The 12,818-nt window shown below is 62.6% G+C and carries 13 protein-coding genes; 7 read left to right on the plus strand and 6 right to left on the minus strand.

Annotated features, from left to right (window positions below):
* Positions 1–148 precede the first annotated feature (148 nt).
* The 3 genes from ruvC to C266_RS17170 all read left to right on the plus strand — a co-directional run bounded on the left by ruvC (position 149) and on the right by C266_RS17170 (position 2,867).
* Positions 149–691 (plus strand): crossover junction endodeoxyribonuclease RuvC, encoded by a 543-nt coding sequence (ruvC, locus tag C266_RS17160; RefSeq protein ID WP_010805105.1) that lies wholly within the window; start codon positions 149–151, stop codon positions 689–691.
* Between the two features lie 79 nt (positions 692–770).
* Positions 771–1,841 carry a Holliday junction branch migration DNA helicase RuvB gene (gene ruvB / locus C266_RS17165; RefSeq protein WP_010805104.1) on the plus strand — a complete coding sequence of 357 codons (1,071 nt, stop codon included), beginning with the start codon at positions 771–773 and terminating at the stop codon, positions 1,839–1,841.
* Between the two features lie 36 nt (positions 1,842–1,877).
* Positions 1,878–2,867: an oxygenase MpaB family protein gene (locus C266_RS17170; RefSeq protein WP_010805103.1), complete on the plus strand. Its 990-nt coding sequence runs from the start codon at positions 1,878–1,880 to the stop codon at positions 2,865–2,867.
* Positions 2,868–2,946: 79 nt separating this feature from the next.
* Here C266_RS17170 and C266_RS17175 read toward each other — a convergent pair whose 3' ends face one another.
* The 4 genes from C266_RS17175 to tyrS form a co-directional block, all read right to left on the minus strand.
* Positions 2,947–3,663 (minus strand): histidine phosphatase family protein, encoded by a 717-nt coding sequence (locus tag C266_RS17175; RefSeq protein WP_010805102.1) that lies wholly within the window; start codon positions 3,661–3,663, stop codon positions 2,947–2,949.
* 56 nt (positions 3,664–3,719) lie between these two features.
* On the minus strand, positions 3,720–4,346 hold the full coding sequence (locus C266_RS17180; protein WP_010805101.1) for a YbhB/YbcL family Raf kinase inhibitor-like protein: 627 nt from the start codon (positions 4,344–4,346) through the stop codon (positions 3,720–3,722).
* A gap of 149 nt (positions 4,347–4,495) precedes the next feature.
* A complete protein-coding gene (gene dtd / locus C266_RS17185; RefSeq protein WP_010805100.1) occupies positions 4,496–4,963 on the minus strand; it encodes a D-aminoacyl-tRNA deacylase in 468 nt (155 codons plus the stop codon).
* A gap of 49 nt (positions 4,964–5,012) precedes the next feature.
* Positions 5,013–6,257: a tyrosine--tRNA ligase gene (tyrS, locus tag C266_RS17190; protein ID WP_010805099.1), complete on the minus strand. Its 1,245-nt coding sequence runs from the start codon at positions 6,255–6,257 to the stop codon at positions 5,013–5,015.
* A gap of 199 nt (positions 6,258–6,456) precedes the next feature.
* Here tyrS and C266_RS17195 point away from each other — a divergent pair, with 199 nt between their 5' ends.
* The 4 genes from C266_RS17195 (at position 6,457) to C266_RS17210 (ending at position 11,154) form a co-directional block, all read left to right on the plus strand.
* Positions 6,457–7,827: a M23 family metallopeptidase gene (locus C266_RS17195; RefSeq protein WP_010805098.1), complete on the plus strand. Its 1,371-nt coding sequence runs from the start codon at positions 6,457–6,459 to the stop codon at positions 7,825–7,827.
* 103 nt (positions 7,828–7,930) lie between these two features.
* Positions 7,931–9,079 (plus strand): anhydro-N-acetylmuramic acid kinase, encoded by a 1,149-nt coding sequence (locus C266_RS17200; protein ID WP_010805097.1) that lies wholly within the window; start codon positions 7,931–7,933, stop codon positions 9,077–9,079.
* A gap of 406 nt (positions 9,080–9,485) precedes the next feature.
* The gene (locus tag C266_RS17205; RefSeq protein ID WP_036663415.1) at positions 9,486–9,998 is read left to right on the plus strand and encodes an SET domain containing protein; all 513 of its coding nucleotides are present in this window, start codon (positions 9,486–9,488) and stop codon (positions 9,996–9,998) included.
* Between the two features lies 1 nt (position 9,999).
* Complete coding sequence (locus C266_RS17210; RefSeq protein WP_010805095.1) at positions 10,000–11,154, plus strand: PLP-dependent aspartate aminotransferase family protein; 1,155 nt, start codon at positions 10,000–10,002, stop codon at positions 11,152–11,154.
* A gap of 154 nt (positions 11,155–11,308) precedes the next feature.
* Here C266_RS17210 and erpA read toward each other — a convergent pair whose 3' ends face one another.
* Together erpA and argC are read right to left on the minus strand one after the other, a co-directional pair.
* Positions 11,309–11,674 (minus strand): iron-sulfur cluster insertion protein ErpA, encoded by a 366-nt coding sequence (erpA, locus tag C266_RS17215; RefSeq protein ID WP_010805094.1) that lies wholly within the window; start codon positions 11,672–11,674, stop codon positions 11,309–11,311.
* A gap of 97 nt (positions 11,675–11,771) precedes the next feature.
* Entirely contained in the window at positions 11,772–12,815 is a 1,044-nt protein-coding gene (argC, locus tag C266_RS17220) for an N-acetyl-gamma-glutamyl-phosphate reductase (protein WP_010805093.1), read from the minus strand.
* Positions 12,816–12,818: the final 3 nt, after the last annotated feature.

Below are 12,818 nucleotides of genomic sequence, written 5' to 3' on the forward strand. Positions count from 1 at the left end.
TGGCAAGGCAGCGCACTGACGCAGGACATTGACGCGTCTCACCCGACGAAACACGACTTCGGCGACGCCTGCGCCCGGCTGTGCCAGAATACGGGCCATATTGGCTTCTTTGCCCGAATCGGTCTGTACGCCGATCATTGGCCCCCGCATGAGAATTCTTGGCATCGACCCCGGGCTGCGTGTCACCGGCTTTGGCGTGCTCGAAAAGCACGGCAGCCGTCTGCAGTATGTGACCAGTGGCGTCATCCGCACCGGCGAAGGCACGCTGCCCGCGCGGCTGCGCATCATCTTCGAAGGCGTGGCGGAACTGGTCGACACTTACCGGCCCGATCAGGCCGCTGTCGAGAAAGTGTTCGTCAACGTCAACCCGCAATCCACGCTGCTGCTCGGGCAGGCGCGCGGTGCGGCCATTACCGCGCTATCGGTCGGCGGGCTCGAAGTCTTCGAATACACGCCGATGCAGCTCAAGCAGGCTGTGGTCGGCTACGGACGTGCCCGCAAGGAACAGGTGCAGGAGATGGTTACACGCCTGCTCACGCTCACCGGCACGCCGGGCAAGGACGCGTCCGATGCGTTGGGTGTGGCCATCTGTCACGCGCACAGCGGCGAGACGTACGCGGCGCTGGCCGAAGTCTCCCCCGCCCTCGCGGCAAAGGGCTTGCGCGTGCGGCGCGGACGCCTGATCGGCTAAACACCGCCCCTGTCGGGCATCGTAGGAAATCCCGTCGCCCGGCCCCGGCAAGCGACGTCCGAAGCGCTACAATGCAGCCATGATCGAAACCGACAAACTCGCCGCCGAGCGCATCATTGCGCCCACTCCGGTCTCGCCCAACGAAGAAGCCTTCGAGCGCGCACTGCGCCCCAAGCTGCTCGACGAATACGTCGGTCAGCGCAAGGTGCGCGAGCAGCTGGAAATCTTCATCGAGGCGGCTCGGAACCGCTCGGAACCGCTCGACCATGTGCTGCTGTTCGGGCCGCCTGGCTTGGGCAAGACGACGCTCGCCCACATCATCGCCCGCGAAATGGGCGTGCACCTGCGCCAGACGTCCGGCCCCGTGCTCGAGCGCCCGGGCGACCTCGCTGCGCTGCTGACCAATCTCGAAGCCAACGACGTGCTGTTCATCGACGAAATTCACCGGCTCTCGCCGGTCGTCGAGGAAATTCTTTATCCGGCGCTCGAAGACTATCAGATCGACATCATGATCGGCGAAGGACCGGCCGCGCGCAGCGTCAAGCTCGATCTGCAACCGTTCACCCTGGTCGGCGCCACCACGCGCGCCGGCATGTTGACGAATCCGCTGCGCGACCGCTTCGGGATCGTAGCGCGTCTGGAGTTCTATTCGGCCGAAGAACTGGCGGGTATCGTGCGCCGTTCCGCCAGCCTGCTCGGCGCGGTCATTGCCGACGACGGCGCCTTTGAGATCGCCCGCCGTGCGCGCGGCACGCCGCGTATCGCCAATCGCTTGCTGCGGCGCGTGCGCGATTTCGCCGAAGTGAAGGCCGACGGCCGCATTACCGCTGCCGTCGCCGACGCCGCCCTGATGATGCTCGACGTCGACCCGGTCGGCTTCGACGTGATGGACCGCAAACTGCTCGAAGCCGTGCTCCACAAGTTCGACGGTGGACCGGTCGGCGTGGACAACCTCGCCGCCGCCATCGGAGAAGAGCGCGACACCATCGAAGACGTGATCGAGCCGTACCTGATTCAGCAGGGCTTCCTGCAACGCACGCCCCGCGGACGCGTCGCCACCCTCGCGGCGTTCCGTCACTTTGGCCTGAGCGCTCCCGGCAGCGCGCCGGAAAGCGGCTCGCTCTGGTCCCCGGACGCCACCGGCAAGTGACGGTGACGTCCGCCGTCACGTCACGCTAAACGACGTATGTCCTCGCACGACGACCTCCCGACGCCACCTCCGGCAACGCCTCTGCGGCCTGCCGGACCGGTGACGGGCGTGTCGGGGCGCGTGCGGCACGCCATCGCCATGCGGCTGGTGAGCCTGACGTCAGGTCCCGGCGCACCGCGTCTGAACTACGACACCCCGGCCGGCGATCCCGGCCTGTTCGGCCCCGACGCCGCCTGCTGGCATGTGCACGGCGACTTCACCTCGATGATGATCGGCGGGATCAGCGCACTGCTGATGCAATCGCTGCATCCGCTTGCGATGGCCGGTGTCTGGGATCATTCGACCTTCCGGCAGGACGTGATCGGCCGTCTGCGCCGCACGGCGACCTTCATTGGCGGCACCACGTTCGGCAACACGGCCGACGCCGAAGCATTGCTCGAACGTGTGCGGCGCATCCACTTGAAGGTCACAGGCACCGCGCCCGATGGCCGCCCCTATGCCGCTTACGATCCCGGGTTGCTGACGTGGGTCCACGTGGCGGAGACGTCGAGCTTTCTGCGCAGCTATCTCGTCTACAAAAATCCGGGGTTCTCGCGCAGCGAGCAGGACCGTTACTACGCGGAAGTCTCACGCATTGCCGTGGCGCTCGGCGCACGTGATGTGCCGATGAGTGTGTCGCAGATCGACGAATATCTCGCCATGATGCGTCCGGCGTTGTGCGCGAGCGAGCGCACCGAAGAAGTCGTGCGCGTATTGCGCAACTTGCCTGCGCCGTTCGCGGGTGCGCGCATGTTTAGCGGGTTGTTGTTCCGCGCAGGTATCGATCTATTGCCGGACTGGTCGCAGGTAATGCTCGGACTCGAAGCGCAGTCGATGGTGCGCCATCTCACGGTGCGGCCTGCCGTGCGTCACATGGCGCAGGTCGCGCGCTGGTCGATGCGAAACAGCGTCGCTCACCGGGCACGACGCCGTGCGCTGGCCACCCCCGATGTCGCCGCCGTCGTGCAGCCGTCGCTGGAGCGCTAAGCGCGCGTCGGAAGGCCATTGCGCCGTTATGCCGTTATGCCGTTATGCCGTTATGCCGGAAAAACGTCGCGCGGATGCCCTACACCACGCGCGGATCCACGCGATCCGTCGCGCGGCCATGAACGTCGACCGGCTTGTCATTGCTTTCGTCGCGCACCGCGTCGTCCAGATGCGTGACATCCCCCCAGCTCAACACCTGCCAACGCGCCCCGTCGTATGCCAGACGATTCACGCTTGCATTGAGCAACGGATAGGAGCGCGGCTCGGACAACGCGAGCTCCATCGCGAGCCGATAACAGCAGTCGAGCACGCCGCCGTGGGCTACCAGCGCCAGATGCTGGCCCTCATACTCGCGCACGAGTTGCACGACGAAATCCGTGATGCGCGTGTAGAAACCCCGCGTCGACTCGCCACCGGGAATCACGAAATCCGGATCGCGGCTCTGCCAGCGCGAATACTCCTGCGGAAATGCCGCCTGAATCTCATCGGGCATGCGCGTTTCGAAGGTGCCGTAGTGACGCTCCCTCAGACTCGCCGTACGCACGAGCGGCAAACCGCAAGCATGGGCGACGGGCGCCGCCGTCTGCACCGCGCGCTGCAAATCGCTCGTGAGCACATGGTCGAACACATGCCCGTGCGCCGCAACCTCGCGTGCGATACGCTCGCCCAGCAAGACCGCCTGACGCTCGCCCTCCGTCGACAGCGCAATGTCGGTGTGCCCCTGAATCCGTTTGACGCGGTTCCAGTCGGTCTCGCCGTGGCGAATCAAGGTGAGGGTAGTGGTCGTGCCGGTCATCGTTACGAATGCGGTTTGCGTGAGTCCAGAGGAAACGGGAGGCAGGCGGTGCGACGTCAGGCTACCTTCGGGTTGAGCGTGTAGGTGCCGGTCACGGTGCCACTGCCGAGCACATGCGGCTTGATCGCCGCGAGCACGTCGTCGCCGCCGAAGCGGCCTTCGAGCGGTACGCGAGCGATGTCCAGCGCATACACGGTGAAGTGGTAGTGGTGCATGAGCGTGTCGTTCCACGGCGGGCACGGGCCGTCGTAGCCGTAGTAATCGCCCTTCATGCTCTCGTCGCCCGCAAACCATGCCGTGTAGTCGTTCACACCATGGCGCATGCCGTCGAGCGCGTCCGGACCAAACTTGCCGCGCGGCGTGACGTGATTGCTGTGGCTTGCCGCCGGGATCTCGGAGACCGATGCCGGCACGTCGACGAGTACCCAGTGATAGAAGTTGGCGCGCGGCAGATCTGCCGGCACTTCGCGGCCTTCCTTGTTGACGTCGTCGCCCTGACTCGGCACGTCGCTGTCGGTGCAGATCACGACAAACGAACGCGTACCGGCGGGCACGTCGGACCAGGTCAGATGGGGATTCTTGTTCTGCGACAGCGCGACATGCGACTGCGCATCCGGTTTGCCGAAGGCGAACTGTGCATCCATCGCCGCATTGTCGGCGAACGAGTCACTCCAGACTTTCATCAGATTCTCCCAAGCATTGATATTTCGGAACCCAACGACGGTATCACACCGATGCGAATCGCGTGCAATAGGTCCTGCACATCAGGACGATTCCGAGCGATTTTCGGGATAAGACCGGAGGCATGGGCGGCGCCATGCCACCGCAAGACTCAAACGGCGTCGGGACGCGTCTGAAGCCAGAACGTGACCGGCCCGTCGTTCACGAGCGAGACACGCATGTATGCGCCGAACTCGCCCGTTTCCACGATGGGATGGCGCACGCGCGCCTGCGTCACGAAATGATCGAAGAGCCGCTTGCCGTCGGCCGGACTCGCCGCCGGGGTGAAACTCGGGCGGGTGCCGCTGTTGGTGTCGGCGGCCAGCGTGAACTGCGAGACGAGCAGCAAACCACCCGCCGCCCCGTTTCCGTCGAGACTCGACACGCTGCGGTTCATCTTGCCCGCCTCGTCCGGGAACACGCGATAGCCGAGCAGTTTCGCCAGCAACTTGTCAGCACTCGCCTCGGTGTCACCGCGTTCGGCGCAAACCAACGCGAGCAGGCCCGGGCCGATGGCACCGACCGTGCGGCCATCGACCGTTACCGAGGCTTCGAGCACACGTTGGATGAGCGCGATCATCGCGAGCGATATCTCATGTACGGCAGCGGGAACACCGAGCCGACGACGCTCAGGCGAGCGTCACGCGCGCGAAGCGGCGCTTGCCGACTTGCACGACGTAGGTGCCGGCGTCGATCTTCACGCCCTTGTCGGACACTGCCTCGCCGTCGATGCGCACGCCGCCCTGCTCGATGTTGCGGTTGGCTTCCGACGTCGACGGCACCAGCCCCGCCTGCTTGAGCAATTGTGCGATGCCCAGCGGCGCACCGTCGAGCGAGACTTCCGGAATATCGTCAGGCACGCCGCCCCTGGCGCGAGCGTTGAAATCCTCGAGTGCGTGCTCGGCGTCGGCCTGCGAGTGGAAACGCGCCACGATCTCCTGCGCGAGCAGCACCTTCACGTCGCGTGGATTGCGCCCGCCTTCGACGTCCTTGCGCAGTTGGGCAATCTCTTCGAGCGAACGGAACGAGAGCAACTCGTAGTAGCGCCACATCAGATCGTCCGAGATGCTCATGAGCTTGCCGAACATTTCGCTCGGCTTCTCGCTGATGCCCACGTAGTTGCCCTTGGACTTCGACATCTTCTCGACACCGTCCAGCCCTTCGAGCAGCGGCATCGTCAGAATGCACTGCGGCTCCTGACCGTACTGCTTTTGCAGTTCGCGGCCCACGAGCAGGTTGAACTTCTGGTCCGTGCCGCCCAACTCCAGATCCGACTCCAGTGCCACCGAGTCGTAGCCCTGCATGAGCGGGTAGAGAAATTCGTGGATGGCGATGGGCACGCCGCTCTGGAAGCGCCGCGTGAAATCCTCACGCTCTAGCATGCGCGCCATGGTGTAGCGCGACGCGAGCTTGATCATGCCGTCGGCACCCAGCTTCATCGACCATTCGCTGTTGTAGCGGATTTCAGTCTTGTTGCGGTCGAGTACGAGTGCGGCCTGCTCGAAATAGGTCTTGGCGTTCGACTCGATCTGCTCGCGGGTGAGCGGCGGGCGCGTGCTGTTGCGGCCCGACGGGTCGCCGATCAGCGAGGTGAAATCGCCGATCAGGAAAATGACCGTGTGCCCCAGATCCTGCAACTGACGCATCTTGTTGAGCACCACGGTATGACCGATGTGGATGTCGGGTGCCGTCGGGTCGAGCCCCAGCTTGATGCGCAGCGGCTTGCCGGTGGCTTCGCTGCGCGCCAGCTTCTGCAGGAACTCATCTTCCACGAGAAGCTCGTCGCAACCGCGCTTGGCGATCGCCAGAGCGGCCCGCGTGGCGTCGGTCACGGGGTACTTCTTTTCCGAGGTGAGTGCGTGTTCACTTGTCATAACATCATTGTCCAGACTGGTTCAGGGTTTCCCTTAGCCAGCCAGTAAAGGCGGAGGCAGCGGCGGGTCTGCTATAATCGCCGCTCAATTCTCGGCTCGGGCCGAAGCGACGCCGGGTTGCCCCGGAATTCCGGCAGGCAATCTCGAAGCATGTCGCTCCGCCCGGGCTTTTTTCGTAAGTTGCGCAGAATTTTACGTGATGTGGCCAAAACTCCGTGATTTTTTTGCGCGTGAACTGCTGACCCTGATCGATCCCACGCAGCCGAAGCACCGTCGCAGAAAGGTGCAAATCGTGGCAACGGTCGGTTCGGCCCTGACGTTGGGAATGGTGACCGCTTTCGGCGTGGCGCCCATGGTGCCCGAAGCGGCGCGCAACGGCGCGAGCGTGACTTTACCGCTCACCTTCCCCGACCTGGCCAAACAGATCCAGCAGCTCGACGCGCAATCCCAGACCTTTATCCATCAGGTGGCGCTGCGACGTGGCGAAACCCTTGGCGATATGCTCTCGCGCCTGTCGATCCAGGACCCCACCGCAGAACGCTTCATTCGTGAGAACGCCGTCGCCCGGCGCCTGATCGGCGTGCCCGCCGGGCAGGTCGTGCAGGCCGAAACGGACGACGACGGCAAGCTCGTCTCGCTATCCACCGTCCTGTCGACCGGCAGCACCGGCGCTCAGCAACTGGTGATCGAGCGCAACGACGACGACCGTCTGCGCGCGCGCATGGAACAGCTCACGAACGACACCGAATGGGCCATGCGCTCCGGCGCCATTGCGGATAACTTTTTCACCGCGATGGACGATGCGGGCGTACCCGACGCCGTCGTCGCGCAGATGGTGAACATCTTCTCCGGCGTGATCAACTTCCAGCGCGACGTGCGCCGCGGTGACCGCTTCCGCCTTGTGTACGAAGTCGTCAAGCAGCAGGACCGTACGGTTCGCACCGGGCGCGTGCTCGCCGTCGAGTTCATCAATCAGGGCAAGACGCATCAGGCCATCTGGTACGCCGAGCCGCAGGGGGCGCCCGAGGGCGCTTACTACGGCTTTGACGGCCGCAACCTGAAGCAGGCATTCCTGCGCACGCCGGTCGAGTTTTCGCGAATTTCGTCGGCGTTCGGTGGCCGCGAGCATCCGTTCCAGCACCAGTGGAAGAAGCACGAGGGCGTGGATCTGGCAGCCCCCATCGGCACGCGCGTGTTCGCGGCGGGTGACGGCGTCGTCACGTTCGTCGGCTCGCAGAGCGGCTACGGCAATCTGGTGATGATCGATCACGCGGGCAACTACCAGACACGCTACGCTCACTTGTCCGGCTTCGGTCAGGGCATGAAAGCCGGCACGCGGGTCACGCAGGGCCAAGTCATTGGCTTCGTCGGTCAGACAGGCTGGGCGACAGGTCCGCATCTGCATTACGAACTGCGCTACAACGGCGTTCCGCGCAATCCGTTCTCGACGGATGTCGCGGCCGTCGCACCGCTCTCAGGCGCCCGCCTGAAGGTGTTCGACATGTACGCCGAGAACCTGCTCAAGCGCATCGATCTGATGCGCACGGTACAAGTCGCCGAGCGCGATTAAGGTATGCTGGAAGCCGCGCTGCGCGAGCAACATGTGTTCGACATGCTTGCCCTGCCGGCGCGGACTTGATTTCTTCGGCTCCCCGCGCGCTCGCGCTACGCTCATGACCGACATCGCTCATCACTCCGGCTCTCCGGATTCCGCCTCCCATTTCATCGGCCTGATGTCCGGCACGAGCCTCGACGGCGTTGACGGCGTGCTGGTAGCGTCGGCAGATGGCCGGGTGCTCGCAGAAGCCTATCTTCCGTTCCCGAGCGATTTGCGCGAGACACTGATGGTGCTGCAAGCGCCTTCGGAAAACGAATTGCACCGCGAAGCGCTAGCGGCAAACGCCCTGGTGCGCGTCTATGCGGATTGCGTGCGTGAATTGCTGGCGACTGCCGGGCTGCCCGCATCGGCGATCGCCGCCATCGGTGCGCACGGGCAGACGATCCGCCATCGCCCGGGTGAATTCGACGGTGTTGGCTACACGCGCCAGCTCAATGCTCCCGCGCTGCTCGCCGAACTGACCGGCATCGACGTCGTCGCGGACATTCGCAGCCGGGACGTCGCAGCCGGCGGCCAGGGTGCGCCGCTCGTGCCGGCCTATCATCAGGCGGTGTTCTCTGACCCAGGACAAACGCGCGTCGTCTGTAATCTTGGCGGCATCAGCAACGTGACGATTCTGCCTTCAGCCGCGTCAGGCAAACCGGTCTGCGGCTTCGATTGCGGCCCCGGCAACGCGCTACTCGATGGCTGGGCCGCACGCCACCTCGGCAAAACCTACGACGACGGTGGCGCGTGGGCGGCGAGTGGAAGCGTTGACGACACCCTGCTGGCTGCGCTGCTGAGCGAACCCTATTTCTCCCAAACGCCCCCCAAGAGCACCGGACGCGATTTGTTCCACGCCAAATGGCTCGACACACGGTTGGGGGCATTCCCACGAGTCACGCCCGTAGACGTTCAGGCAACGCTCGTCGCCCTCACCGCCCAGTGCGTCGCCGACGACGTGCTTCGCTATGCCCCCGGCTGTCAGGGCTTTTATGCCTGCGGCGGGGGCGCTCGCAATCAAGCGCTCATGCAAGCCATCGCGGCCCGTCTGCCGGGCGTGACCGTTGCGACGACGCAGGCGCTCGGTGTGCCACCTCATCAAGTCGAAGCACTCGCTTTTGCATGGCTGGCCGAACGGTGTCTGGCGCGACAACCGGGCAGTCTGCCCACCGTGACCGGCGCGAATGGCCCGCGCATTCTGGGCGCAATCTATCCCCGCTGAAGGCAGGCACGCCGGGGGAAACGATTTGCGGTCTGCCATATGGCGATCGCAGCGGATTGCCGACAACCCTCCCACGCCGCACTTCGCGCGTCATGCGCGGAATATTCCGATGACGATGTCCGGCGCCCGGCATTGATCCGCGCCTACGCTCCGCTTCCCCTCGCTTGACACCACGAATCCGGCTGCCGATAGCACTCGGCGCCGTGATTTCGCGGCCCTCTTCGACCGGCAAATTCCGCGTGCCCCCCCCTCCCCTCACCGGTCTTCCAGAATCCCAAATTTAGGATTCACCCCAAAAAATCAGCGGATTCCCTCGTTCTCCACCCGCAACATGCAACGCTTAAGGCGTCGTCACGACATCATCCGGAAGTACAGGAAGTCCAATCTCTCTCATCATTCCTTTGCCATGACAGAAAAGAAATTTCTCTATCCAATCGAATGGCTTGACGAAGAGCGCTCCACATCGAATGACAGATTCGAAGTGGCCCTGAACTCGGAAGGGCAAGGGTATGGCGTCCGAACACTTGTACCGTTTTCACGGGGAGAACTTGTCAGTCGAATGACCGGGCTGATTTCCAACAGCCGCAGACTGCATACATTGCAGGTGACTGAGACGATCCACTTGTACGACCCCTACTTTTCCGGACTGTTGCTTCACTCATGCTCGCCATCTGTCGGTCTTGATATGCAGCGTCTGGAAGTCTGGGCGCTGCGGGATATTGAGGCGAATGAGTTTCTGACGATGGACTATGCGTCCACGGAAGATGTTCTGTTCAGGCAGTTCGAGTGCCAGTGCGGGGCGCCCAATTGCAGAAAATGGATCACTGGATTCAAAGAACTGCCCAATAACGAGGGCAAAGCCTATCTGGCGAAAATCCGCCCCTCAAAAATAGCAGCAGAGTCCTCGACGGAGGCGTGATATGTCACGCGTCGAAACCACCTCGATCATCGGCGACCGGGAAATTACGGGCGAAAAAGGCGTTGCGCCGGCAATTCATTACTCTGCGGTTTTTGCAGCATCCGATAGCGAAGAATTCGCAGAGATGTCGAGCGTGCCGCAGCATGCCCGGAACTACACTCGCTATGGCAACCCGGTTCACGAAAGAGTCAAGTCGATCATGGCCGCACTTGAAGGCACCGAAACCGCCTTGGTGATGAGTTCCGGCATGGGCGCAATGGCCACCACGCTGCTTGCACTGCTCAGTGCGGGCGATCACGTCATCGCGCAGACCCACCATTACATGAGCACGACGAACCTATTCGATGAAATGCTGAGTCGATTAGGAGTCGAAGTCTCGTTGGTCGACCAGACGGAACCGTCCGCATTTATGTCGGCGATTCGGGAGAATACAAAACTCATTTTGCTGGAATCTCCCGCCAATCCATTGCTCGATTTGACGGATATCGAGGGTGTTGCCAAGATCGCGCGTGCGCGCGGCATCCTCACTGTTGCAGACAATACGTTTGCGTCTCCAATAAATCAGCAGCCTCATGCGCTTGGCGTCGACATTATTGTCCATAGCGCAACCAAGTATCTCGGCGGACATCACGACCTGACCGGCGGCGTGGTTTGCACAAGCCGTTCCCTTGCCGAACAGATCTGGCGTACACACGTTACCCTTGGATCGGTGCTGTCTCCTATGGATGCGTGGCTATTGCTGCGCGGATTACGTACGCTGCCGATACGGATGGAACGAATCAATGCAAACGCATTGGCGCTGGCAAGATTTCTTTCTCAACACCCGCGCATCGAACGCGTTATCTACCCGGGACTGGAAACGCACCCTCAGTTCGATTTGGCGCATCGACAAATGAAGGGATTTGGCGGCGTGTTTGTCTTTGGATTACACGAAGGCTCCGACGCGGCAAAGCGTGTCGTTTCTGCGCTTCGCATCCCTTTCAATGCCGGTAGCTTGGGCGGGGTCGATTCACTTGTGATTCATGTCGCCACGATGTGGTCGGGAACACGACCGGCAACCGCACCGATTCCGGCCAATCTGATTCGTTACTCGGTCGGCATTGAGCATATTGACGACCTCAAGGCAGATCTCATTCAGGCGCTGGATAACGCTTAACCATCGACGTATGGCCCTTCGACTTTGCGTCGTACGGGACACCCCATCGCGTCATTCGCGGCACAAAAAAACACCCCTCTCGCGGAGGGGTGCAGAATGCCTGAATCCTGGCGATCCTTCGAGCTGCGCTCAAAGGAACAACCAACGGCGTCGCTCAGACCGAGAACGAAGAACCGCAGCCACAGGTCGTGGTTGCGTTCGGGTTCTTGATCACAAACTGTGCGCCGTTGATGTCTTCCTTGTAGTCAATCTCGGCGCCGACGAGGTATTGATAGCTCATCGAGTCGATCAGCAGCGACACGCCGTTCTTGTCGAGCACGGTATCGTCTTCGTTGACATCTTCATCGAAGGTGAAACCATACTGAAAGCCGGAGCAACCGCCACCCTGCACGAAAACGCGCAGTTTCAGCTCGGCATTGCCTTCTTCGTCGATCAGTTGCTTGACCTTGTCCGCAGCGCTGTCAGTAAAGACCAGGAATGCGGGCATTTCCGTGACGGCAGCCTCAAGCGGTGCGTTCATCGCAAATCTCCAAAAATCGGTTCGGTATCATTCTAGTCCCTAATCCAAAATTGTGCCGATAGTCGGAAAATCAATGGCTTAGAGACGATAAATACCGTTACGGCAGTACGGGAATATGGGTCAGCCCCATGTTCTCCGGCAAGCCGAACATCAGGTTCATACACTGCACGCCCTGACCGGACGCGCCCTTGACCAGATTGTCCTCGACCACGAGGATCACCAGCGTATCTTCATTGCCCGGGCGATGCACCGCCATACGGACATAATTCGACGCGCGCACCCAGCGCGTTTCCGGCATCGAGCCGGCCGGCAGCACGTCCACAAACGGCTCGCCCGCGTAGTACGTCTCGAACAGCGCCTGGAAGTCGGTGTCGCGCGCTTCGGGCAAAATCGTCGCGTACAGCGTCGAGTGAATGCCACGGATCGTCGGCAGCAAGTGCGGCACGAACGTCAGCCCCACCGGGTAACCGGCGATCGCCTCGAGGCCCTGCTTGATTTCCGGGTGATGGCGATGGCCCTTCACGCCATACGCCTTGAAGTTGTCGGCCGTCTCCGCGAGGATCAGCGACGTCTCGCCCTTCCGGCCGGCACCGCTCGCACCCGACTTGGCGTCTGCGATCAGATGCTTCGGATCGACCAGCTTGCGGCCACCGGCGAACAACGGCGCATAGCCCAGTTGCACGGACGTCGGATAGCAGCCCGGCAGACCGATCACGCGGGCGCTCTTGATTCGCTCGCGGTTGATCTCGGGCAGGCCGTACACGGCTTCCTCGAGAATGTCCGGGCAGGCATGGGGCATGCCGTACCACTTCTCGAACGTGGCGATGTCCTTCAGCCGGAAGTCTGCCGCCAGATCGATCACGCGCACACCGGCAGCAAGCAGCTCGCGCGCCTGCGCCATGGCAACCCCGTGCGGCGTAGCGAAGAACACCACGTCGCAATCGGTCAGACGGGCGTCGTCAGGCGTGCAAAACGCCAGGTCGACACGGCCTCGCAGGTTCGGATACATATCGGCGACCGGCGTGCCCGCTTCCTTACGCGAAGTGATCGCCGTCAACTGCGCTTCCGGGTGCTGCGCCAGCAAACGGAGCAGTTCCACACCGGTATAGCCGGTGCCGCCTACGATACCTACCTTGACCATGCC

The sequence above is a fragment of the Pandoraea sp. SD6-2 genome, assembly GCF_000389825.1.
Lineage (GTDB): Bacteria > Pseudomonadota > Gammaproteobacteria > Burkholderiales > Burkholderiaceae > Pandoraea > Pandoraea communis.